This is a genomic window from Kitasatospora sp. NPDC093550 (assembly GCF_044764985.1).
In the GTDB taxonomy this organism is placed as follows: domain Bacteria; phylum Actinomycetota; class Actinomycetes; order Streptomycetales; family Streptomycetaceae; genus Kitasatospora.
Window position 1 is genome coordinate 18,646 of sequence record NZ_JBIWJF010000004.1, and the last position, 24,663, is coordinate 43,308.

The window sequence follows — 24,663 nt, forward strand, 5'->3', positions numbered from 1 at the left end:
CAGGCGCGGATGACCTGCCGGGTGCGGCTGGTGCGGGCCCGGCCGGCGTGCCGCTTCCCCGACGGGACGACCGGCGGAGGACCGACGGGTCAGCCGCTCCAGGAGCCGGTCGTCGTGGTGCCCGGCTCGGCCGGGGTGGTCGTCCGACCGCCCGCGGCGGTGCCGCCGCTCCCCGGACCGGCCGAGGTGCGCGGCGCCGCCCGGCCCGCGGAGACCGCCGGGGCGGGCTGGGCGGCGGTGGTCCGGCGCGCGGTGGCGACGGCCACCGGCGCGGGCTCGTCGCCGCCCGGGGCGAGCCGCTCGATCCGCAGCACCAGGTCGCGGCCCTGCCGGTCACCGGCCCGGTCCCGGTTGCGGCTGTGCACGACCTGGGTCCGCACGCCCCGGATCTCCTGCCAACGGCCCTGCACCGCGCGGACGTTGGCACACCACTCACCCTGGTCGCAGTGCTCCAGGTCGAGCTGCCAGCTCTCCGCCTCGACGACGTGGACGGCGCCGACCTCGCCGGGGATCTCCACCGGCGCGGCACCCCGGGCGGTCACCACCGCGCGCTGCGGGAACCGCCCCTCCACCGCCGTCACCGTGATCCGGCTCGCCCCCTGGTACCAGGCCATCGCGGTCCTCCCTCGTCCGTCCTCGCGCCGACCGCCGGCCGACGACCGGTCTCAGCGGATAGCACGGACGGCGCCCCCTCCGGGGTTCGACCTGCCCGGACCTCCGGCCCGAGGCCCCGACGCCAGGTCTCCGTTCGCCCGGGGCTCACCGTCGGCGGGTCCGCGACAGGCCGGGACAGGGGGCCGGGCCGGGGGCGCCGGGGGCCATCGCGTCCCAGGCACGCAGGGCGGCGAGGGCGGTGGTGCGGTCGGGCGCCGTCGGCCGGGTGCCCTCCGGGGCGAGGAGGTAGTCGGCGACCGGGGTGAGCAGCAGGGTGCCGGCTCCGGAGGGGAGCAGCACGGCCTCGTCCCATTCGTGCCGGGTGACGGTGCGGCGCAGCAGGGTGCCGTGGCGCGGCCGGGCCGGGGGGGCGGTGTCCCGGCGGCGGCGCAGTTCGGGGGCGACCTCGGCTTCCAGGACGGTGCGCACGCCCGCCAGGGGGCCGAGCGGCACGTGCTCGGCGGCGAGGTCGAGCAGGGCGACGGCTTCGGGGGCGAGCCGGTAGGCGGCGACCACGGCGGCGGTCTCGACCGGCTCGAAGGGCTGCCCGGCGAGGTGGGCGACGTCGAGCACGTCGCCGGGGTGGAAGGCGCGGCCGAGGCCCTCCTCGGCGAGGGCGATCAGGCACTCGACGTGGTCGTCGGCGGCCAGGTAGGGGCGGATCGGGACGCCGGCCCGGTCGCCGGGGAGCGCGGCGGTGCCGAGCCGTACCCGGTACCAGGGGTCGAGCAGCGGGTCCTCGGCCGGCCAGCGCAGGGTGACGGTGGTGTGCCGGGGGCGCTCGCCGAGCAGGGTGACCTCGACCGACTCCACCGGGTGTTCGGTGACCAGCCGGTTGACGGCCTGCCAGAGCGCCGCCTCGGTGGGGCTGACCAGGGTGAGCTCGCCGAGCGGCCGGGGCAGGTCGGCCGGGTAGTGGCCGGCCAGCGGGAGGTCGCGGATCGGCCGCACCCCGGTGGCGTCGGCGAGCTCGGCGGCGAGCCGGGCGTAGCCGTCGGAGCGGTCCCGGGCGCGCCGCAGTTCGGCCCGGGCGTGCGCGCCCATCCGGACGTCCTCCCGGGCCAGCGCGGCGAGCACCAGGTAGGACAAGTGGCTGACCTCGCGGGCGCGTTGGAGCAGTTCGACCGGTCCGGCGTCCGGATCGAGGTCGAGCAGCCGGTAGAGCAGGTCGGTGTTCACGGGCGTCCGCCTCCGAGAGCTGGGGTGGTCGCCGGGCTGCGGTCCGGCGGCCGGGGGTGTGGCGGGCCCGGTGGTCGTGCCGGGCCGACGGCAGGGGAGCCACACCACTGATTGTGGTGACGGTCGATCAACACCGGATCACCACCCGGTCGACGATCTCTCGACAGCTGCCGGGGTGGCGTGGGTTGATAGGGGCTCATCAATCGGGGGGAAGCACGTGCGCGGGCGGGGGCGAGCACATGAGGCGGGCAGGTGCAGGAGTGGGAGATTTCCGGTTCTCCGTGCTGGGACTGATGCGGGCACAACGAGGCACCGCCGTCCTGAAGGTCGGAAGTCCACAGCAGCAGGCGATGCTGGCGGTGCTGCTGCTGCGTCCGGGGCACGGTGCGAGCGCCACGGACCTGATCGACGCCCTGTGGGGTGAGGAGCCGCCGGGCACCGCGATGACGACGGTGCGCACGTACGCCTGGCGGTGGCGCAAGATCCTCCACGGTGAGGAGCCGGGCGCGCCGACCGTGCTGACCTCGGTCGGCGACGGCTACCGGCTGGTGCTGCCCAAGCACGCCGTGGACGCGGCGCAGGCCGAGGAGCTGGCGGCGCAGGCCGAGCGGACGGCGGCCGCCGGGCAGCCGCAGCAGGCCCGCGACCTGCTGAACCAGGCGCTGGACCTGTGGCAGGGCGAGCCGCTGGCCGGCATCCCCGGGCCCTTCGCGCAGCGCCAGCGCCAGCGGCTGGAGGAGCTGCGGCTGACACTGCTGGAGGAGCGGATCGCGCTGGACCTGGCGCTGGGCCGGTTCTCCCGGTGCATCCCGGAACTGACCGCGCTGACCACCGAGCACCCGCTGCACGAGCGGGCGTACGGGCTGCTGATGCGCGCGCTGTACCAGGCCGGGCGGCAGGCGGACGCCCTGGCGGTCTTCCGGAGCGTGCGTCAGTTGTTCCTGGCCGAGCTGGGGGTGGAGCCGGGGGCGGAGCTGGACCTGCTGCACCGACGGATCCTGGAGGGCGACCCGGCGCTCGCCGCCCCGGTCCTCGCCGCCCCGGTCTTCACCGCCCCGGCCGGGGTGGCCACCACGGGCGTCGCGCCGTCGGCGGAGCCCGTGGAGCCGGTCGCGGCCGAGCCCGCGCCGCCGCAGGAGCCGCCGGTCGAACCGGTGGCGGCGGCTCCTAGACCGGCCCAACTCCCGCCGGACGCAGCTGACTTCACCGGCCGTACGGTCCTGGTCGAACGGCTCGGCCGGGCCCTCGGCACCTCGGAGCAGCAGGCCCTGGTGATCGCCACCGTGGTCGGCATGGGCGGGGTCGGCAAGACCGCGCTGGCCCTGCACGTCGCCCACCGGGTCCGCGACGCCTACCCCGACGGCCAGCTCTACGTCGACCTGCGGGGCGCCGACACCACCCCGGCCGACCCGGAGGCGGTGCTCAGCGGCTTCCTGCTGGCGCTCGGGGTGCCGGCCGACGCGGTGCCGGAGGGGCTGGACGCCCGCTCGGCGCTGTTCCGCTCGGTGGTGGACGGCCGGCGGCTGCTGCTGGTCCTCGACAACGTCCACGACACCGCGCAGATCCGGCCGCTGCTGCCGGGCGCGGTCGGCTGCGCCGTGCTCACCACCAGCCGCACCCGGCTCTCCGGCCTGCCCGCGACCGTCCAGACCGACCTCGACGTCTTCGAGCCCGCCGAGGCGCTCGAACTGCTCGCCCGGACCATCGGCGCCGACCGGCTGGCCGCCGAGGCCGAGGCCGCCCGGGACCTGCTGCAGGTCTGCGGCCACCTGCCGCTCGCGGTGCGAATCGTGGCGGCCCGGCTGGCCGCCCGGCCGAGCTGGACGGTCCAGACGCTGGGCCGCCGGCTGGCGGTCGAGCGGCGGCGGATCGACGAGCTGCGGATCGGCGACCTGGCCGTCGAGGCCGCCTTCGAACTGAGCTACCGCCAGTTGACGCCCGCCCAGGCCCGGGCCTTCCGGCTGGTCGCCTCGGTGGACTGCCCGGACATCGGTCTGGCCGCCGCGGCCGCCCTGCTGGACCTCGACGAGTACGACGCCGAGGACCTGCTGGAGGCCCTGGTCGACGTGGCGATGATGGAGTCGCCCTTCCCCGGCCGCTACCGCTACCACGACCTGCTGCGCGCCTTCGCCCGGCGACGACCCGACGACCCGGGCGCCGCCGTCCAGGCCCGCGACCGGCTGCTGGACCACCTGCTGGCCACCGCCTGCGCGGCCTTCCAGCACGCCGTGCCCGGGGATCCGGCGGCCGGGGCGCTCGGGCCCGCCCGCAGCGCCGGGGTGGAGCTGGGCGGCCCGGACGGCGCCCGGGCCTGGGCCGAGGCGGAGGGCTCCGGGGCGATCGCGCTGGCCGCCCAGGTCGCCGCCTGGACGCTGGCCGAGGCGCCCTCCCCCGCCGACGCCTCCGGCCCCGACGCCGCCGGTGCCGATGCCTCCGGTGCCGTCGAGCGGGACGCCCTGCCGGACCCGCTGCGCGCCGCGATCGACCTGCTGATCGCGCTCACCCCCTTCGCCCTCGCCCCACCCGGACGGCACCTGGCCACCACCGCCGAGGCGCTCGCCGCCGCGGCGGTGCACCGCGCCGACCGCCGGGCAGCCGGTCGCGCGCACTTCCTGCGGGGCAACGTCGCGCTGGCCGCCACCCGGCTGGAGGAGGCCGAGGCGGCCGCCCGGCTGGCCGTGGACGCCTCCCGCGCGGCCGGCGACACGGTGATCCTGCGCCAGGCGCTGAACGACCTCGGCCTGGTCTGCCAGTTCCTCAGCCGCTACGACGAGGCCGTGGAGCTCTACGACGAGGCGCTGCTGCTGGCCCGCGAACTCGGCCACCGCTCGGGGGCGCTGGTGACGACGGTGAACGCCGCGCTGGCCCGGGTGCGCAGCGGCCGGGCCGCCGAGGCGGTCGCGATCTGCCACGAGGCGCTGGCCGAACTGCGCACCCGCGACGACGATCCCGGCCGGGCGTACACGCTGTACGTGCTGGGGCTGGCGCTGCACGGGCTGGAGCGGCACGAGGAGGCGGTCACCTGGTTCGGCGAGTGCCTGGCGGTGGCCACGGCCGCCGGTCTGCAGGCCCGGGCCGCGCACGCCCACTACCGGCTGGCGGACAGTCTGCGGTCGCTGGGCCGGACCGAGGAGGCGCTGGAGCACGCCGGACGGGCGCTGGCGCTGTGCGAGGAGCTGGGGGCCGAGCGGGACCACGGGCAGGCGCTGGTGGTGCTGGGCCGGACGCTGGCGGACCTCGGTCGGGAGGCCGAGGCGCGGGACCGCTGGCGGGAGGCGCACGCGATCTTCGTCCGCCTGGGGCTGCCGGACGCCGCCGAGGTGGCGGGGCTGCTCACCCGGGGCCGGGACGGCGTCCCGTCGGCGCGGGACGGGCGGCGGGAGGAACGGCCGGAGGAGCAGCAGCGGGGGGAGGAGCGGGAGGACCGGCGGGAGGCGGCGGCCGTGCCGCTGACCGGTCGGTACTGACCGGGGACTGACGGGCGGCCGGGAGGAATCGTTCCTGCGGACCGTTCCTGCTTGGCCCCGGTCGGTCAGGAGCCGGTGCTGTTCCAGTCACCGGTGCTGCCGTGCCCGGTGGGGGACGGCGTGGGGACGACGGGGGTGGGGGTCGGCGTGGCGTCGCCCACCACCACCGTCGTCGCCGTGCCGGTGCCGGACGACTCCGCCACCGCGGCCGTGACGGAGAGGCCGGCCCCCAGGGCGACGGCCACCCCGAGGCCGACGGTGAGCAGCCGGAGGCGGGCGGAGGCGGTGGCCGGACGCTGCGTCATCTCTGGTGCTCCTTCAGTCGCTTCCCCCTGGTGGGGAAGGTCTCCGTCGTGGTGTGGCACCAGTCTTGCGGGGGCCGGTCAACGGCCGATCTACGGCGGAGCACCGCTGATCACCGCTGACCACCGGTGCGCACCGGTGAGGACCGGGCGGTGCGCACCGGGCGGTGGTCGGCGGGCTCAGGCCGCCGCCGCACGGATCTCCAGGGTGCAGCACTTCACGCTGCCCCCGCCCTTGAGCAGCTCGCTGAGGTCCATCCCGATCGGCCGGAACCCGCGCTCCCGCAGCCGCGCCGCCAGGCCCACGGCCGCCTCCGGCAGCACCACGTGCAGGCCGTCGCTCACCGCGTTGAGCCCGAACACCTCGGCGTCCGCCTCGCTCACCAGCAGGGCGTCCGGGAAGAGCCGGCGCAGCACCGTGCGGCTGCCGGGCGAGAACGCCTCCGGGTAGTACATGATCTCGTCGCCGTCGAGCACCGAGAGCGCGGTGTCCAGGTGGTAGAAGCGCGGGTCGACCAGCTCCAGGCCGACCACCGGGCGGCCGAAGAACTCCTGCGCCTCCGCGTGCCCCTCGGCCACGCTGCGGAAGCCCCGCCCGGCCAGCACGTAGCTCCCGGTCAGCAGGAGGTCCCCCTCGCCCTCGTTGACGTGTTCCGGGTCGTGCGTCGCGAAGCCCCGGTCGCGGAACCACTCCAGGTAGGCGGGGCCCTCGGCGGCCCGCTCGACGTTGCGGAAGCGCGCCCCGAGCACCCGGCCGTCCACCACGGTGGCGCCGTTGGCCGCGTAGACCATGTCGGGCAGTCCGGGCAGCGGGTCGATCAGGTCGACCTGGTGGCCGAGCTCGCCGTACAGGGCGTACAGCCGCTCCCACTGGGCGACGGCGAGGTCGGTGTCCACCGGCTTGGCCGGGTCCATCCAGGGGTTGATCGCGTAGGTGACCTCGAAGTGCTCCGGACGGCACATCAGGTAGCGGCGCGGACGGGCGGTGCGGGCCGGACGGGCGGTGGCGGTGGGACGGGCGGTGCTGGTCATCGGATCCTCCGGATCGGGGACGTGCGGGAAGCAGTGGGGTGCGGGAAGCAGGGGGTGCGGGGACGGGAGCGGGTCAGGCCGCGGGGGCCTCGGGGGCCGTCGGCCGGGTCGGGAAGTCGCGCAGGCCGCGCAGCGGGCTGGCCAGCAGCACCAGGCCGGCCGAGAGCAGCACGCCCGCCATCAGCCAGATGGTGCCGCGGGCGCCGATCACCTCGCCGAGCCAGCCGCCGAGCAGGGCGCCCACCGGGATCGCGCTGTAGTTGACGGTCGCGGAGCTGGCGCGGACCCGGCCGATCAGCTCGGGCGGGCAGTAGGCCTGGGAGAAGCTGCCGGCCAGGACGTTGCCCGCCACCACGCCGCAGACCGCGACGGCCCAGGCGAGCGCGCTGACCAGGAGCGGCAGCCGCTCCCCCGCCAGCGGCAGCAGCAGGATGAAGGGCGCGACCACCAGCTCGCAGACCAGCAGGGCGCGCGCGGTGCCCAGCCGGCGGGCGATCCGCCCGGCCAGCATCGCCCCGGCCAGTCCTCCGACGCTCACCAGCGCGAACACCCCGCCCACCGCACCGGGTTGGATCCCGACGCTGCGCACCAGGAAGACCGTCTGCACCGCCTGGATGCCGTTCAGGCCGAGGTTGCCGACCGCGGCGAAGCAGGCGAAGGTGCGCAGGTACGGATCCCGCAGCAGGAAGCGGACGCCCTCGCCGATCTCGCGCGGGATGCCGCGCCGCTCGGAGACCGGCGGCGGGTGCTCCTCGGTCCTGATCCGCCGCAGGCAGATCGCCGAGACCAGGTAGGTGAGCGAGTCGGCGAGCATCCCGCTGGCGGCGCCGAAGGCCTGGGAGAGCAGACCGGCCGCGCCGGGGCCGGCGATCTCCGCCGCCGAGGCGCCGGAGCGCAGTTTGACGTTGGCCTCCAGCAGGTCGGCCCGGGCCACCAGGGTCGGCAGGACCGCCCCGTACGCGGTGGAGAAGAACACCTTCACCGCGCCGGTGAACAGGGCCACCACCACCAGCTGGGCGAGGGAGAGCACCCCCAGCCAGCCGGCCACCGGGACGCTGCCGAACAGCACCAGCAGCAGCAGGTCGCAGACCAGCATCACCCGCAGCCGGGGCCAGCGGTCCACCCAGGCGCCGGCCGGCAGGCCGAGGAACAGCCAGGGCAGCCAGGCGGCGGCGTTGATCCCGCCGACGGCGAGCGGGCCGGCGCCGAGGGTGACCACGGCCACCAGGGACAGCGCCACGCTGCCGACGGCGGTGCCGAGGGTGCTGGTGGTCTCACCGATCCACAGCCGGCGGAAGTCCCCCTGGGCCCACAGGCCCCAGCGGCCGCGCGGGCGCTCCGGCGGCGCCGGTGACTCGATCGGGACGGTGGTGGTCATCGCGGGTCACGCTCCGAGCTTCTCGGCCAGCACGGCGGCGATCCGTGCGAGGGGTTCCGGCTGGGTCAGTTCGCCGTGCGCGCAGGCGAGGCGGTGGGCTTCGATCCGGCCGTCCAGGTGCGGCAGCCACGCCCGCTCGTACGGCCAGTCCGCGGGCTTGCCGGTGGTCGCCCCGAAGAACACGGCGTCCCCCCGGTAGCGGTCCGGCACGTGCTCGGCCATCAGCTTGCGGTGCCGGTCGAAGACCTCGGGCAGGACGGCCACGGCCTCGCCGAGCACCGCCTGCAGGCCCGCCAGGCCGCGTTCGTCCGCCGGATCGTGGCCGAGCGAGCGCAGCAACTCGTCCAGGGTGTCGGCGGGTTCGACGACCGGGGCGGCGGCGGTGGGCGACGCCGGGGCGCCGTCCAGCAGCGCCAGCAGGCCGACCTCGGCGCCCTCGGCCCGCAGCCGCACCGCCATCTCCTGCGCGACCACGGCCCCGAAGGACCAGCCGAGCAGGTGGTAGGGGCCGGTGGGCCGCACGGCGCGGATCTGCCGCACGTAGTCCTCGGCGATCTCGGCGACGCTCGCCGGCGCCCCGCCGCGCAGGCCGCGGGACTGCAGGCCGTACACCGGCTGCTCGGGGCCGAGGTGGCGCAGCAGCCCGGAGTAGACCCAGCTGATGCCGGCCGCCGGGTGGACGCAGAACAGCGGGGCCCGGTCGCCGCCGGTGCGCAGCGGCAGCAGGACGTCCAGGGCGTCGGCGGCCTGGCCCTGCCCGAGCCGGCGGGCCAGCCCGGCCACGGTGGGCGCCTCGAACAGGGCCCGCATGCCCGGGTCCGTGCCGAGGACGGCGCGGACGCCGGCGAGCAGCTTCATGGCCAGCAGCGAGTGGCCGCCGAGGTCGAAGAAGTCGTCGTCGATGCCGACCCGCTCCAGGCCGAGGGTCTCGGCGAACAGGGCGCAGAGCAGCTCCTCCTGGGGGGTGCGGGCGGCGCGGCCACCGGTGAGCTGCCCGAAGTCCGGTGCGGGCAGCGCCGCGCGGTCGAGCTTGCCGCTGCCGGTGAGCGGCAGGGCGGGCAGCGGGACGAAGGCCGCGGGGAGCATGTAGCCGGGCAGGTGCTCGGCGGCGAAGGCGCGCAGTTCGGCCGGGTCCGGCCGGCCGTCGGCGACCAGGTACGCGACCAGGCGCAGCCCGTCCTCGGCGGGCAGCACGGCGGCGGCGGACACGTCCGGGTGGAGCGTCAGCACGTGCTCGATCTCGCCGAGTTCGATCCGGAAGCCGCGGATCTTCACCTGGTGGTCGGTGCGGCCGAGGTACTCCAGACCGCCGTCGCGGGTGCGCCGGGCCAGGTCCCCGGTGCGGTACATCCGGGTGCCCGGCTCGCCGTACGGGTCGGCGAGGAAGCGCTCGGCGGTCAGGCCGGGCCGGTGCAGGTAGCCGCGGGCCAGACCGGAACCGGCCAGGTACAGCTCCCCGGGCACGCCCGGCGGGACGGGGTGGAGGTGCTCGTCCAGGACGTAGGCCCTGATGCCGGGGATCGGGCCGCCGAGGCCGGGGCGCTCCGCGGCGTCGACCGGCCGGCCGAGGGTGTAGACGGTGGCCTCGGTCGGGCCGTACAGGTTGTGGGCCAGGGTGTCCGGCGCCTCCCGCAGGGTGGTCCACAGCTGCTGGCCGACGGCCTCGCCGCCGAGCACCAGCACCGCGGGCGCGGCCTCCTCCAACAGGCCCTCCGCCACGAGCTGTTCGGCGTACGAGGGGGTGAGGTCCATGACCCCGATGCCCGCGGCGCGGACGTGCCGGACGAGGGCGGCCGGGTCACGGCGCAGCTCGTCGTCGATCAGGTGCAGCTCGTGCCCGGCGAACAGCCAGAGCAGGGGCTCCAGCGATCCGTCGAAGGAGAGCGAGGCGGTGAGCGCGACGCGCAGTCGGCCGTGCGCGGCCTCGGCCGGGCCGACCACTCCGCGGCGGTGCGCGGCCAGCAGCGCGGCGATGCTGCCGTGCTGGACCACCACGCCCTTGGGGCGGCCGGTGGAGCCGGAGGTGTAGATCAGGTAGGCGGCGTGGCCGGCCCCGGCGCGCGGAGCCGGGTCGTCCGTCCGGCCCTCGGTACGGCCCTCGGGCTCGCGGGAGGCGGTGACGGACAGGGTGGGCAGGCCGGCCAGCGCCTCGGGCTTCGGCCACCGCTCGTCGGTGAGGACGAGGGCGGGGGCCGCATCGGCGAGGGTGCGGGCGGTGCGGTCGGCCGGGTGGTCGGCGTCCAGCGGCAGGTAGGCGCCGCCGGCCTTGAGCACGGCCAGGATCGCCACCACGCTCTCCACCGACCTCGGCAGGGCCAGCGCCACCACGGACTCCGGGCCGGTGCCGGCCGCGATCAGCCGGTGGGCGAGCCGGTTGGCCCGGGCGTTCAGCTCGGCGAAGGTCAGCGCGGTGTCCCCGCAGACCAGGGCGACGGCCTCCGGGGTCTCGGCGGCCCGGGCCGCGAAGGCGGCCGGCAGCAGCGGGACCTCGGCCGGCAGCGCGTCACCCGCGGTCGGGAGGGCGGCGTGCTCCTCCGCCGAGAGCAGCTCGATCCGCCCGATCGGCAGCTCCGGCCGGGCGGCCACCGCCGCCAGCAGCCGCCCGAGCCGGACGGCGACCGCCTCGACCGTCTCCCGGTCGAACAGGTCGGTGGCGAAGTCGATCGCGCACTCCAGCCCGGCGGGGGCGCCGTCGGCGTCGAAGGACTCGCCGAAGCCCACGCAGAGGTCGAACTTGGCGACCGATCCGCCGGAGGACTCCACGGTGGCGTCCAGTCCGGCCCCGGCGAGCGGCGCCGACTCCCCCGCGCCCTCCAGCAGCAGGATCACCTGGAAGAGCGGGTGCCGGGCCAGCGAGCGGGCCGGGTTGAGCTCCTCGACCAGGCGCTCGAAGGGCACGTCCTGGTGGGCGTGGGCGTCGAGCTGGGCCTCCCGGACCCGGGCCAGCAGCTCGGTGAAGCCGGGGTCGCCGCTGGTGTCGGTGCGCAGCACCAGGGTGTTGACGAAGAAGCCGACCAGGTCGTCCAGCGCCTCGTCGGAGCGCCCGGCCACCACCGAGCCGATCGGCACGTCGGTGCCCGCACCGAGCCGGGTGAGCAGCGCGGCCAGCGCGGCCTGCAACGTCATGAACATCGTCACCCGGTGCTCGCGGGACAACGCGGCGAGCGCCCGGTGGAGTTCCGCGCCGTAGGGGACGACGACGCGCTCGCCGCGGTGGCTGGCGGCCGCCCGGCGCGGCCGGTCCAGCGGCAGCGACAGCTCCTCCGGCAGTCCGGCCAGGGCCCGGCGCCAGTAGCCGAGTTGGCGGGAGAGCAGGCTCTCCGGGTCGCTCTCCTCGCCGAGCAGTCCGCGCTGCCAGAGCGCGTAGTCGGCGTACTGGACGGGCAGCGGCGCCCAGTCGGGGGCCGTGCCGCCGGTGCGGGCCGCGTAGGCGGTGGCGAGGTCGCGCAGCAGCGGGCCCATCGACCAGCCGTCGCCGGCGATGTGGTGCAGGACGAGGACGAGCAGGTGCCCGCCGTCCGCGGCCGGGATGAGGTGGGCCCGGACGGGCAGTTCGGCGGCCAGGTCGAAGGGGCGGGCCGTGCACGCCTGCGGCGCGGTGCCCGGCGGCAGCAGCTCGACGCCGACCCGGGCCCGCTCGGCGGGCAGGATCCGCTGGTACGGGGTGCCGTCGGACTCGCCGATCAGGGTGCGCAGGCTCTCGTGCCGGGCGACCACGTCGCCGAGCGCCCGCTCCAGGGCCGCCGGGTCCAACTCCCCCGTCACGCGCAGGACCAGGGGCAGGTTGTAGAGGGCGCTGGGGCCCTCCATCCGGTCGATCAGCCAGAGCCGCTGCTGCGCGAAGGACAGCGGCACCCGCTCCGGGCGCTCACCACCCGCCGTCAGCACCGGACGCCGCGCACCGGTGCCCAGCCGGACGGCCAGCCCCTCCACACTCGGCGCCTCGAAGACGTCCCGGATGCCCAGCTCCGCGCCCAGCGCCGACCGCACCCGGCTGAGCAGCTTGGTCGCCAGCAGCGAGTGCCCGCCCAGGTCGAAGAAGTCGTCGTCGGCACCGACCGCGTCCAGGCCCAGCACCTCGGCGAACAACCCGCAGAGGATCTCCTCCTGCGGCGTGCGCGCCGCCCGGCCCGCCGACAGCGCGGCGAAGTCCGGCGCGGGGAGCGCCCGGTGGTCCACCTTGCCGCTGCCGGTCAACGGCAGCGCGGCCAGCAGGACGACGGCGGCCGGCACCATGTAGCCGGGCAGCGACTCGGCGGCGAACCGCCGCAGTTCGACGGCGAGTTCGGGAGCCTCCCGGCCGACCGTGCAGTAGCCGACCAGCCGGCGGTCGCCGGTGTCGCTCTCCCGCACGGTGACCACGGCCTGCCGGACGGCGGGGTGGCGGGCCAGCACCTGCTCGATCTCACCGAGTTCGACCCGGAAGCCGCGGATCTTCACCTGGTGGTCGGTGCGGCCGAGGTACTCCAGACCGCCGTCGCGGGTGCGCCGTGCCAGGTCCCCGGTGCGGTACATCCGCGCGCCCGGCTCGCCGTACGGGTCGGCGAGGAAGCGCTCGGCGGTCAGGCCGGGCCGGTGCAGGTAGCCGCGGGCCAGACCGGCGCCGGCCAGGTACAGCTCCCCGGGCACGCCGGCCGGGACGGGGTTGAGGTACTCGTCCAGGAGGTACGCCCGCACCCCGGCGATCGGGCCGCCGAGCCCGGGGCGTTCCGCCGCGTCGAGCGGCTGGGTGAGCGCGTAGACGGTGGCCTCGGTCGGGCCGTAGAAGTTGTGGCCGGCGGTGTCGGGGTGCTCCCGCAGCCGCTGCCACAGCGCCTGGCCGACGGCCTCGCCACCGAGCAGCAGCAGGCGCGGCGCGGGTGCGTCCAGCAGCCCCTCCTCGATCAGCTGCTCGGTGTAGGACGGGGTGAGGTGCAGGGCGTCGATGCCCGCCCCGGCGGTGTGGCGGACCAGCGCCGCCGGGTCGCGGCGCAGCTCGTCGCCGATCAGGTGCAGCTCGTGCCCCGCGTACATCCAGAGCACCGGCTCCAGGGAGGCGTCGAAGCAGAGCGAGGCGGTGAGCGCGATCCGCTGCCGGCCGTGGTCCCGCCCGGTGGCGTCGATCAGCGCGGCCCGGTGGGCGGCCAGCAGGTTCGCGACGGCGCCGTGCGGGACCACGACGCCCTTGGGGCGGCCGGTGGAGCCGGAGGTGTAGATGACGTAGGCGGCGTCGCCCGGGTCGACGGCCCGCCGCGGATCGGTCTCGGGGGCCTCGGACGGCTCGGCGACGTCCAGGGTGCGCAGCCCGTGGAGCACCTCGGGCAGCGGCCAGCGGCCGTCGGTGAGCACCAGCGACGGGCGGGCGTCGGCGAGCATGTGGGCGGTGCGGTCGGCCGGGTACTCGGCGTCCAGCGGCAGGTAGGCGCCACCGGCCTTGAGCACGGCCAGCATGGCGACCACCGTCTCCGCCGAGCGCGGCAGCGCGAGGGCCACCACGGACTCCCGCCCCGCGCCGGCCGCGATCAGCCGGTGGGCGAGCCGGTTGGCCCGGGCGTTCAGCTCGGCGAAGGTCAGCGCGGTGTCCCCGCAGACCAGGGCGACGGCCTCCGGGGTCTCGGCGGCCCGGGCCGCGAAGGCGGCCGGCAGCAGCGGGACCTCGGCCGGCAGCGCGCCGCCGGCGGCCGGGAGCACGGCGCGCTCCTCCGCCGAGAGCAGCTCGATCCGCCCGATCGGCAGCTCCGGCCGGGCGGCCACCGCCGCCAGCAGCCGCCCGAGCCGGACGGCGACCGCCTCGACCGTCTCCCGGTCGAACAGGTCGGTGGCGAAGTCGAAGGCGCAGTCGATCCCGGTGGGCTCGCCGTCGGCGCCGAAGGACTCCTCGGCGATCAGGCTGAGGTCGAACTTGGCGGAGCCGGTGGCCGCCGGGAGGGCCTCGACCCGCAGGCCGGCGGTGGCGGGGTCGGCCTGCTCGTTGCTCTGCAGCACCAGCATGATCTGGAACAGCGGGTGCCGGGCCAGCGACCGGGTCGGCTTGAGCTCCTCGACCAGGCGCTCGAAGGGCACGTCCTGGTGGGCGTAGGCACCGAGGGCGGTCTCCCGGGCCCGGCCGAGCAGGTCGGCGAAGCTGGGGTTGCCCGAGGTGTCGGTGCGCAGCACCAGGGTGTTGACGAAGAAGCCGACCAGGTCGTCCAGCGCCTCGTCGGAGCGCCCGGCCACCACCGAGCCGATCGGCACGTCGGTGCCCGCGCCGAGCCGGGTGAGCAGCGCGGCCAGCGCGGCCTGGACGGTCATGAAGAGGGTGACCCGGTGGGCCCGGGCGAGCGCGACCAGGTCGCGGTGGCAGTCGGCGCCGAGGCTGAGCGCGACCCGGTCGCCGCGGTGCGAGGCGACCGGCGGGCGGGCGCGGTCCAGCGGCAGCGTCGCCTCGTCCGGGAGGTCGGCCAGGGTCCGGCGCCAGTAGTCGAGTTGGCGGGAGAGCAGGCTCTCCGGGTCGCTCTCCTCGCCGAGCAGTCCGCGCTGCCAGAGCGCGTAGTCGGCGTACTGGACGGGCAGCGGCGCCCAGTCGGGGGCGGCGCCGCCGGCGCGGGCGGCGTAGGCGGTGGTGAGGTCGCGGACCAGCGGGCCGAGCGACCAGCCGTCGCTGGCGATGTGGTGCAGCGCCAGGACCAGCACGTGCTCCTCGGCCGAGACGCGCAACAGGGCCGCGCGAACGGGGAGTTCGGTGCGCAGGTCGAAGGCGCGGCGGCACAGTGCGGCGACGGTGGCGGCCACCTCGGCGGCCGGGCAGTCCCGGGTGTCCAGCGGCAGCGCGGCCCGCTCGGCGGGCAGGACGCGCTGGTACGGGGTGCCGTCGGACTCGCCGATCAGGGTGCGCAGGCTCTCGTGCCGGGCGACCACGTCGCCGAGCGCCCGCTCCAGCGCGGCGGGGTCCAGCTCCCCGGCCAGGCGCAACGCCAGCGGGGCGTTGTAGAGGGCGCTGGGGCCCTCCATCCGGTCGATCAGCCAGAGCCGCTGCTGCGCGAAGGACAGCGGCACCCGCTCCGGGCGCTCACCGCCCGCCGCCAGCGCCGGACGCCGCGCGCCGGTGCCCAGCCGGACGGCCAGACCGGCCACGCTCGGCGCCTCGAAGACGTCCCGGATGCCCAGCTCCGCGCCCAGCGCCGACCGCACCCGGCTGAGCAGCTTGGTCGCCAGCAGCGAGTGCCCGCCGAGGTCGAAGAAGTCGTCGTCGATGCCGACGCCGTCGAGGCCGAGCACCTCGGCGAACAGCCCGCAGAGGATCTCCTCCTGCGGCGTGCGCGCCGCCCGGCCCGCCGACAGCGCGGCGAAGTCCGGCGCGGGGAGGGCGCTGCGGTCGAGCTTGCCGTTGGCGGTCAGCGGCAGGGCGTCCAGCGGCACGATCGCGGCCGGCAGCATGTAGCCGGGCAGCGTCCGGGCGGCGGTGGCCCGTGCCTCGGCCGGGTCGAGCGGGCCGTCGGTGACCAGGTAGGCGACCAGGCGCAGCCCGTCGCCGTCCGGCAGGACGGCGGCCTGGAGCACCCGGGGGTGCGCGGTCAGGGCGCGCTCGATCTCGCCGAGTTCGACCCGGAAGCCGCGGATCTTCACCTGGTGGTCGGTGCGGCCGAGGTATTCCAGCTCGCCGTCGCGGGTGCGGCGGACCAGGTCCCCGGTGCGGTACATCCGCTCCCCGGGCTCGCCGAACGGGCAGGCGACGAAGCGCTCCGCCGTCAGGCCGGGCCGGTCGAGGTAGCCGCGGGCCAGACCGGCGCCGGCCAGGTAGAGCTCGCCGGGCACCCCGGGCGGGACGGGCTGGAGGTACTCGTCCAGGACGTGGCCGCGGGTGCCCGCGACGGTGCGGCCGAGGACGGGCCGCTCGGTGGCGTCCAGCGGGTGGGTCAGGGCGTCGACCGTGCACTCGGTCGGGCCGTACAGGTTGTGGGCCGTGGTCCCCGGCGCCTCGCGCAGCCGGGTCCACAGCGCCTGGCCGACGGCCTCGCCACCGAGCAGCACCAGGGCGGGCGCGGGCTCCTCCAGCAGGCCCTCCTCGATCAGCTGCTCGGCGTAGGAGGGCGTCACCTCCAGCACGCCGATGCCGTGCTCCCGCACGTGGCCGACCAGGGCCCGGGCGTCGCGGCGCACGTCGCCGCCGATCAGGTGCAGCTCGTGGCCGGCAACCAGCCAGAGCAGGCCGTCCCAGGAGGCGTCGAAGCAGAGCGAGGCGGTCAGCGCGACCCGCTGCCGGGCGGTCCCGGCCAGCACTCCCGTGCGGTGGGCGGCGAGCAGCGCGGCGATGCTGCCGTGCTGGACCACGACGCCCTTGGGGCGGCCGGTGGAGCCGGAGGTGAAGATCAGGTACGCGGCGTCGGAGGCCGTCGCGCGCGGGGCCGGGTCGGTCCGCGGACCGGCCCCGTCCGGCTCGGCGACGTCCAGCGTGGGGAGCCCGTCGAGCACCTCGGGCAGCGGCCAGCGGTCGTCGGTCAGCACCAGCGCCGGCGCGGCCTGCGCCAGGGTGTCGGCGGTGCGGTCGGCCGGGTACTCGGCGTCCAGCGGCAGGTAGGCGCCGCCGGCCTTGAGCACCGCGAGGATGGCGACCACCGTCTCCGCCGAGCGCGGCAGCGCGAGGGCCACCACCTGCTCGGGGCCGATGCCGGCGGCGATCAGCCGGTGCGCCAGTCCGTTCGCCCGGGCGTTCAGCTCCGCGTACGTCAGGGCGAGGTCGCCGCAGACCAGGGCCACGGCCGCCGGCGTCTCGGCGGCCTGCGCCTCGAAGGCGGCCGGCACCAGTGGCACGGGCTCGGGCAGCGGCGTGCGGGCGAGCGCGGCGTCGGCCCGCTGCCCGGCGGGCAGCAGGTCCAGCTCGGCGACCGACCGGCCCGGGTCGGCGGCGACCTGGCGCAGGATCAGGTCGAGGGCGACGGCGAGCTGTTCGGCGGTCGCGCGGTCGAAGAGGTCGGTGGCGTACTCCAGGACACCGGCCAGCCCCGCCGCCGCGCCGTCGGCACCGTGGCGCTCGACCAGGCGCAGGCTGAGGTCGAAGGTGGCGGTGCCGAAGTCCACCGGCTCCTCGGTGACCGTCAGCCCGGCGAGGTCCGGCCCGTCCTCGGCGTCCCCGGCGAAGGCGAACATCACCTGGAACAGCGGGGTGCAGGCGGTCGAGCGGGTCGGGTTCAGCTCCTCCACCAGGCGCTCGAAGGGCAGGTCCTGGTGGGCGTGGGCGGCCGGGTCGGTCTCCCGGATCCGGCCCAGCAGCTCGGCGAAGCCGGGGCGGCCGGACAGGTCGGTGCGCAGCACCAGGGTGTTGGCGAAGAAGCCGACCAGCTCCCGGGTGGCCTCGTCCAGGCGGCCGGCCAGCGGGGTGCCGATCGGCAGGTCGGTGCCGGCGCCGAAGCGGTGCAGCAGGGTGGCGTACGCGGCCCGCAGGACCATGAAGAGGGTCACGCCGTGGTCGGCGGCGAGCGCGCCGAGCCGGGCGTGCAGGGCCGCGTCGAACTCCAGCGGGACGATCGCGCCGCGGTGCGAGGCGACCGGCGGCCGGGGGCGGTCCAGCGGCAGCGGCAGCTCCTCCGGCGCACCGGCCAGCGCCTCGCGCCAGTGGGCGAGTTGACCGGAGAGCAGGCTCTGCGGGTCGTCCTCGTCGCCGAGCAGCTCGTGCTGCCAGAGCGCGTAGTCGGCGTACTGGACGGGCAGCGGCGTCCACTGGGGCGCGGCGCCGTCGAGGCGGGCCGCGTAGGCCTCGGCGAGGTCGCGGTAGAGCGGGCCCAGCGAGGCGCCGTCCCCGGCGATGTGGTGGACGACCAGGACCAGCACGTGCTCCTCGGCGCCCTCGGAGCGCAGGTAGGCGTGCACCGGGAGGTCCGCGGCGAGGTCGAAGGTGTGGCCGGCCAGCTCGTCGGTCGGGCGGTCGGTGCGGGTGAGCAGGCCGCCGGCGGGGGCGTCCAGGACGCGCTGGTACGGGGTGCCGTCCTGCTCGCCGAAGACGGTGCGCAGCGCCTCGTGGCGCTCCACGACGTCGCCGAGGGCGGCCTCCAGGGCGGCGGCGTCGAGCCGGCCGCTCAGCCGCAGCGCGAGGGTGACGTTGTAGGTCGCCGAGGGGCCCTCGGCCTGCGCGAGGAACCAGAGCCGGCGCTGGGCGAAGGACAGCGGCACCCGCTCGGGCCGGACGGCCGGGCGCAGCGCCGGGCGGGCCGGGGCGCCGGGGGCGCGGTCGGCGAGCCGCTCGACCAGTCCGGCGACGGTCGGGGCCTGGAAGAGGTCGCCGATGGAGAGTTCGACACCGAGCTCGGCGCGGGCCCGGCCGGTGAGGCGGGTGGCGAGCAGGGAGTGGCCGCCGAGCGCGAAGAAGTCGTCGTCGATGGTGATGTCGTCGATGCCGAGCAGGTCGCCGAAGAGCTCGCACAGGGCCCGTTCGCGCTCGTCGCGCGGGGCGCGGCCGCTGCCGTCGGCGGCGAGGTCGGGGGCGGGCAGGGCGCGGCGGTCGACCTTGCCGTTGGCGTTGAGCGGCAGGGCGTCGAGCAGGACGACCGCCGCGGGGACCATGTAGCCGGGCAGCGTGGTGCCGGCGAAGGAGCGCAGCTCGTCGGGGGTGAGCGTGGCGTCGGCGGTGCAGTAGGCGACCAGCCGGGTGTCGCCCGGGCGGTCCTCGCGGGCGATCACGATGACCTGGCGCACGGCGGGGTGGCGGGAGAGCGCCGCCTCGATCTCGCCGAGCTCGATCCGGAAGCCGCGCAGCTTGACCTGGCCGTCGATCCGGCCGAGGAACTCCACCGCGCCGTCGGCCCGCAGCCGCACCAGGTCCCCGGTGCGGTACATCCGCTCGCCGGGCTCGCCGTACGGGCAGGCGACGAAGCGTTCGGCGGTCAGGCCGGGCCGGTTGAGGTAGCCGCGGGCCAGACCGGCGCCGGCGATGTACAGCTCGCCCGGGACGCCGGGCGGGACGGGGCGCAACCGGGCGTCGAGGACGTGGCTGCGCATGTTGTCCAGCGGGGCGCCGATCGGGACCCGGGGGCCGGTCAGGTCGGCCGGGGTGAGCGGGTGGTGGGTGGCGAAGGTGGTGGTCTCGGTGGGGCCGTAGACGTGGGCGAGCAGCAGGTCGGGGCAGGCGTCCAGGACGCGCCGCAGCAGCACGCCGGAGGCGGCCTCGCCGCCGGTGCACACCACGCGCAGGGCGGCGAAGGTCTCCGGCGCCTGCTCGGCGACGAGGTCGAACAGGGCCTTGGTGAGGAAGGCCGCGGTGACCTCGTGCCGGGTGGTGACGGCGTGCAGGGCGGCGGCGTCCAGGGCGCCGGGCGGGGCGACCACGACGGTGCCGCCGGCCAGCAGGGGCGTCCAGATCTCGTAGGTGGCGGCGTCGAAGGCGTGCGGGGAGTGCAGCAGGACGCGCCGGTGGCGCCCGTCGCGCCAGCGGCGGTCGGCGGCGAGGTCGAGGACGTCGCGGTGGCGCACGGCGACGCCCTTGGGGCGGCCGGTGGAGCCGGAGGTGAACATCGCGTAGGCGAGCTGGTCCGGGTGGACGGGCAGACCGGGGCGGTGGTCCGGGGCGCCGGCCTCGTCGCCCGGGCGGACCACGGCGGCCGCGTGCCGGAAGCCGGGGTCGGCGCGGTCGGTGAGCAGCACGGGCGCGCCGGTGTCGGCGAGCACGTCGGCCATCCGCTCGGGCGGCAGGCCGGGGTGCATGGGGACGTACCAGCCGCCGGCCTTGAGGATCGCCAGGGTGGCGACGACGACCTCGACGGAGCGTTCCATCAGCATCGCGACGGGGGTCTCGGTGCCGACGCCGAGGGCGGTCAGGTGGTGGGCGAGGCGGTTGGCGCGGGCGTCGAGTTCGGCGTAGGAGAGGGTGCCGCCGTCGTGGGCGAGGGCGACGGCCTGCGGGGTGCGGTCGGCCTGCCGCTCGAAGGACTCGGCGAGGGTGCCCTCCCAGCGCGGGGCTCCGGTGGCGTTCCACTCGACGAGGATGCGGGTGCGCTCCTCGTCGCCGAGCACGTCGAGGGTGCCGATCGGGGCGTGCGGGTCGGCGGCGGCGCCGGCCAGCAGCCGGCCGAGCCGTTCGGCCAGGGCGGCGACGGTGGGGCGGTCGTAGAGGTCGGCGGCGTACTCGATCGAGCCGGTGAGCCCGGCGGGGGCGCCGTCGGGGCCGTGGTGCTCGGCGATGCCGATGTTGAGGTCGAACTTGGCGACCCGCAGGCCGATCGGTTCGGGGGCGGGCTCCAGCCCGGGCAGGTCGAGTTCGGCGTCCTGCCCGTGGTTCTGCAGCACCAGCAGGGTCTGGAACAGCGGGTGGCGGCCGAGCGCCCGGGGCGGGTTGAGCTCCTCGACGAGCCGCTCGAAGGGCACCTCCTGGTGGGCGAAGGCGTCGAGTTGGGCCTCCCGGACCCGGCCGAGCAGCTCGGTGAAGCTCGGGTCGCCGGAGGTGTCGGCCCGCAGCACCAGGGAGTTGACGAAGAAGCCGACCAGGTCGTCCAGGGCCTCGTCGGAGCGTCCGGCGACGCCGGTGCCGAGCGGGATGTCGGTGCCGGCGCCGAGCCGGGTGAACAGCGCGGCCAGACCGGCCTGGAGCACGGTGAACAGGGTGGTGCGGTGGGTGCGGGCGAGGTCGAGCAGGGCGGTGTGCAGCCCGGCGCCCCAGGCGAGGTCGACGGAGTCGGCGGCGCCGGTGGGGGCGGGCGGTCGGGGTCGGTCGGTGGGCAGCTCCAGTTCCTCCGGCAGCCCGGCCAGGGCGGTGCGCCAGTGGTCGACCTGGCGGGCGAGCAGGCTGTCGGGGTCGTGTTCGTCGCCGAGCAGCTCGCGCTGCCAGAGGGCGTAGTCGGCGTACTGGATCGGCAGCGGTTCCCAGTCGGGGGCGCGGCCGGTGAGCCGGGCCCGGTAGGCGGTGGCGAGGTCGCGCAGCAGCGGGCCGAGCGACCAGCCGTCGCCGGCGATGTGGTGCAGGACGACGAGCAGCACGTGCTCGGTCGGAGAGAGGGTGAACACCGTGACCCGGATGGGCAGTTCGCGGCTCAGGTCGAAGGTCTCGGCGGCGGCCGCGTCCCGGTGGGCGGGGTAGTCGGCCGGTGCGCGGTCCACCACCAGGAAGCGCGGCTGCGCCTCCTCGGCGGGCAGGATCCGCTGCACCGGCACTCCCCCGACCACCGGGAACACCGTGCGCAGGGCCTCGTGCCGGGCGACCACGTCCGCCGTCGCGGCGCGCAGCGCGGCGGTGTCGAGCTCGCCGCGCAGGCGCAGGGCGAACGGCAGGTTGTACAGCGCGGTCGGCCCCTCGATCTGGTCGATCAGCCAGAGACGCTGTTGGGCGTACGAAACCGGGATCACGGTGCTTCCTCTACTCACGTCTACTCACGTCACGGCACGGGGTGTTCGTCCGCCCGGGGGCGGGCGGGGCGGTCAGACGGCGGCCAGGTCCGGCCGGACGCTGGGCCGGCAGTCCAGGACGTCGACGGGCTGCCCCATCGAGACGGCGATCCTGCGGTCGCCGCGGTACGGGTCCCGGCCGTGCGCGCAGAGCACGTTGTCGACCAGCATCACGTCGCCGACCTGCCAGCGCTCGCGCACCGTGGCGGCGTGGTACGCCTCGTTGAGGGCGTCGACGTCGGCGCGCCCGAGCGGTTCGGCGTCGCCGAACCCGGTGTTGAACGGCAGGCCGTCCGGGCCGAATTCGTCGATCATCGCCTCGCGGATGTCCGGGTCCAGCGACCACTCGTTCCAGAACGCGAGGTGGTTGAACCAGACCTCCTCGCCGGTCACCGGGTGGTGGATGGTGCCGGGGCGCAGCTGGCTGGTGCGCAGGTTGCCGTCCGGCTGCCACGCGCAGGTGATGCCGTTCTCGCGGCAGTAGGCCTCCACCTCGGAGCGGTCCTCGGTGGCGAAGGCGGTGCGCCAGCCGAGCGAGACGTAGTCGGAGTAGTTGCGGGTGAGCGTCCAGCCGGTGGTCCGCATCCGCTCGACCAGGTGGGCCGGCAGGTGCTCCAGCACCCGGCGGCAGTCAGCGGTCGGGGTGGCGCCGCCCTCCTCGGGGGCGGTCAGGCAGGCGAAGAGCAGCCGGCCGGGGAACGTGAGGGTGTAGCTGTTCTCGTTGTGCATCCGGATCGGCTGGGCCGGCGGCAGGTCGGTCGAGGAGAAGACCCCGTTGCCGTAGTCGCTGCGCGGGGTGGCCTTCTCGCGGTAGGGGGTGCGCTCGGGGATGAGGACGTCGCGCACGGCCGCGACGTCCTCGGTGCTCGCGACCGGCAGGCCGCGCAGGAAGATCGTGCCGTGGCGGTGCAGGGCCGAGGTGAGCTCGGCCTCGTTCTCGCGCAGCCACTCGCAGGCCTCGCCGATGCCCGCGGTGCGCGGGGCGTGGGCGAGGGCCGGGCGGCCGGGGTTCAGGTCCCAGGTCGGCATGGTGGCGCTCACTGCTGCGCGAGGGAGGCGACCAGGCTCGCGGGCCTGATGTCGGTCCAGTTCGCCTCGATGTAGTCGAGGCAGCCCTGGCGGGTGTCCTCGCCGTGGACGGTGGTCCAGCCGGCGGGGACCTCGATCCAGACCGGCCACAGCGAGTGCTGGTTCTCGTCGTTGGCCAGCACCAGGTAGCCGGCGTTGTCGTCCTCGAACGGGTTGCTCATGGTGTCCTCCTTGGGTTGCTTCGAAGGTATGGGCGACCCGGGGCCCGCAACGGCAGGAGGCGAGGCAGGAACGCGGCAGTTCGGTGCGGCGGACTGCCGCTGCCGGTCGGTCAGCGCGGGAGGAGGCGGACCGGGAAGCGGTCCAGGCCGAAGTTGATGATCGAGCGGTTGTGGGTGACCGGGCCGGTCGGCTCGATGGTGTCGACGCGCTCCAGCATCGCCGTGAACAGGGCGCCGAGTTCGGCCTTGGCCAGCGGGGCGCCGATGCAGTAGTGGGCGCCGAGGCCGAGCGCGAGGTGCTTGTTGGGGCTGCGGTCGAGCAGGATCTCCTCGGGCCGGTCGAAGGCCTCCGGGTCCCGGTTGGCGGACCACACCCAGACGGCGACCCGGTCGCCGCGCCGGATGGCGTGGCCGTCGAGTTCGGTGTCCCGGCTGGCGGTGCGCAGGGTGTGCAGGCCGACCGAGGTCCAGCGCAGGAGTTCGTCCAGGGCCGAGTCCATGCCGACCTCGCCGCGCTGCAACCGCCGCCACAGCTCCGGGCGTCGGCTCAGCGTGTAGAGGCCCATGGCGGCGGTGTGGCGGACCGTCTGGACGCCGCCGACGACGATGTTGTCCAGGTTGAGCACGACGTCCTCGACCGGCAGCAGCTTGCCGCCGACCCGGTAGGTCGCCATCTTGCTGATCAGGTCGTCCTTCGGGTTCGTGCGGCGCAGCATCACCTGGTGCAGCAGGTACGGGATGAGCTGCTGGTGGCCGGCCCGGCGCTCCTCCGGGGTGTTGCCGAGGAAGGCGACGTCGCAGACCCGCTCGACCATCTCGCGGTCCTGCTCGGGGACGTCCAGCAGGTCGCACATGACCGACAGCGGGAGGGCGGAGACGGCGTCGACGAGGTCGACCTCGCCGAGTTCGACGGCCTTGTCGACGATCGCGGTGGCGAGGCCGGTGATGCCGGGGGCGGCTCCGCGCACCGGGCCCGGCCCGAAGAACGGGTTGGCGGGGGCCCGGAGTTCGCGGTGCCGGGGCGGGTCGGTGAGGGCCATCATCCGGCCGGAGCCGACCGGGACGTTGCCCTCGCCGGCGCCGAGCAGGGAGCCCTGTTCGGAGCTGTAGAGGCGGGCGTCGCGCAGGACTTCGGCGGCGTGGCGGTAGGAGAGCACCGACCAGACCGGCCCGTCGTCGACGGTGTCGGTGCGGTGGACGGACGCCTCCGCGCGCAGTTCCGCGATCAGGGCGGGGGTGTCGGGCCGGGCCCACAGGTCGGGATCGGTGAGGTCGACCGCGGTGGTGGTCAGCATGAGGACTCCGTGGTGGGCTGGGGGGCGGCACCGGGCCGCGCGATGAGGGAGGTCAGCAGGTCGACGGGGCCGGGCCCGTCGACGGTGGCGAGCAGGTGGCCGCCGGGGACGACGTGGTGGCCCGAGGCGCCGCGGGTGTGGACGGCCCAGCCGTCGAGGCCGCCGCCGGTGAGCAGCGGGTCGTCGAGGCCGACCACGGTGTGCAGGTCGGAGCCGATCGGCGGGTGCGGGCGGGGCCGGTAGCTCGCGACCACGTCCAGGTCGGTGCGGATGCCGCGCAGCGCGTGTTCCTTCAGGTCGGCTTCGCCCTCGACGAGTTCGCCCATGCCGGCCAGGCGCAGCAGGTCGTCGGCGGTGTAGCGCGGGCGGTCCTGCCCGGCCCAGGCGGCGGGCGGCGAGGCGGAGGCGGCGACGACCAGCTCGGGCCGCCGCTCGGCGGGCAGCGCCCGGGCGACCTCGTAGCCGAGCAGGGCGCCGAAGCTCTGCCCGTAGAAGCCGAACCGGCCGGTCAGGTGCGGGCTGAGGGCCTCCACGACGGCGTCGACCAGCAGGTCGAAGCTGGCGGGCATCGGGTGGCCGAGCCGGCCGCCGCGGGCGGGCGGGCGCAGCGCCCAGACCTCGGCGGTCGGGGCGAGGGCGCGGGCCAGCGGGGTGTAGGCGGTGGCGTCGCCCCCGGCGTGCGGGAAGCAGAACAGCCGGAACGGGCGGTGCGGTTGGGGCGCGGGGACGAAGAGCCAGTCCCCTTCGACGCGGGGTCGGACCCGGGTGGCGGTGGTCATG

Annotated in this window: 11 protein-coding genes; 1 reads left to right on the forward strand and 10 read right to left on the reverse strand. The window is 76.2% G+C overall.

Annotation, left to right across the window (positions count from 1 at the left end):
* Window positions 1–89: 89 nt before the first annotated feature.
* Window positions 90–614 (reverse strand): hypothetical protein, encoded by a 525-nt coding sequence (locus tag ACIRD3_RS07420; RefSeq protein WP_402212901.1) that lies wholly within the window; start codon window positions 612–614, stop codon window positions 90–92.
* Between the two features lie 145 nt (window positions 615–759).
* Window positions 760–1,833: a hypothetical protein gene (locus ACIRD3_RS07425; protein ID WP_402212903.1), complete on the reverse strand. Its 1,074-nt coding sequence runs from the start codon at window positions 1,831–1,833 to the stop codon at window positions 760–762.
* Between the two features lie 293 nt (window positions 1,834–2,126).
* On the opposite strand from ACIRD3_RS07425, the gene ACIRD3_RS07430 reads away from it, so the two are divergent.
* Window positions 2,127–5,300 carry an AfsR/SARP family transcriptional regulator gene (locus ACIRD3_RS07430; protein ID WP_402212905.1) on the forward strand — a complete coding sequence of 1,058 codons (3,174 nt, stop codon included), beginning with the start codon at window positions 2,127–2,129 and terminating at the stop codon, window positions 5,298–5,300.
* A gap of 65 nt (window positions 5,301–5,365) precedes the next feature.
* On the opposite strand, the gene ACIRD3_RS07435 is transcribed toward ACIRD3_RS07430, so the two are convergent.
* From ACIRD3_RS07435 to ACIRD3_RS07470, 8 genes are all read right to left on the reverse strand, one after another.
* Entirely contained in the window at window positions 5,366–5,605 is a 240-nt protein-coding gene (locus tag ACIRD3_RS07435; protein WP_402212907.1) for a hypothetical protein, read from the reverse strand.
* A 177-nt stretch (window positions 5,606–5,782) separates the two neighbouring features.
* Window positions 5,783–6,634, reverse strand: coding sequence for a dimethylargininase (gene ddaH, locus ACIRD3_RS07440; protein WP_402212909.1), 852 nt, complete (start codon window positions 6,632–6,634; stop codon window positions 5,783–5,785).
* Window positions 6,635–6,707: 73 nt separating this feature from the next.
* Complete coding sequence (locus tag ACIRD3_RS07445) at window positions 6,708–8,012, reverse strand: MFS transporter (protein ID WP_402212911.1); 1,305 nt, start codon at window positions 8,010–8,012, stop codon at window positions 6,708–6,710.
* Window positions 8,013–8,018: 6 nt separating this feature from the next.
* A complete protein-coding gene (locus tag ACIRD3_RS07450) occupies window positions 8,019–21,299 on the reverse strand; it encodes an amino acid adenylation domain-containing protein (RefSeq protein WP_402212912.1) in 13,281 nt (4,426 codons plus the stop codon).
* Window positions 21,300–21,371: 72 nt separating this feature from the next.
* Window positions 21,372–22,367: a TauD/TfdA family dioxygenase gene (locus ACIRD3_RS07455; RefSeq protein WP_402212914.1), complete on the reverse strand. Its 996-nt coding sequence runs from the start codon at window positions 22,365–22,367 to the stop codon at window positions 21,372–21,374.
* 8 nt (window positions 22,368–22,375) lie between these two features.
* Window positions 22,376–22,588 (reverse strand): MbtH family protein, encoded by a 213-nt coding sequence (locus tag ACIRD3_RS07460; protein ID WP_402212916.1) that lies wholly within the window; start codon window positions 22,586–22,588, stop codon window positions 22,376–22,378.
* A 110-nt stretch (window positions 22,589–22,698) separates the two neighbouring features.
* Window positions 22,699–23,883, reverse strand: coding sequence for a cytochrome P450 (locus ACIRD3_RS07465; protein WP_402212918.1), 1,185 nt, complete (start codon window positions 23,881–23,883; stop codon window positions 22,699–22,701).
* A complete protein-coding gene (locus ACIRD3_RS07470) occupies window positions 23,877–24,662 on the reverse strand; it encodes a thioesterase II family protein (RefSeq protein ID WP_402212920.1) in 786 nt (261 codons plus the stop codon). The genes ACIRD3_RS07465 and ACIRD3_RS07470 overlap by 7 nt, the downstream gene beginning before the upstream one ends.
* Window position 24,663 lies beyond the last annotated feature (1 nt).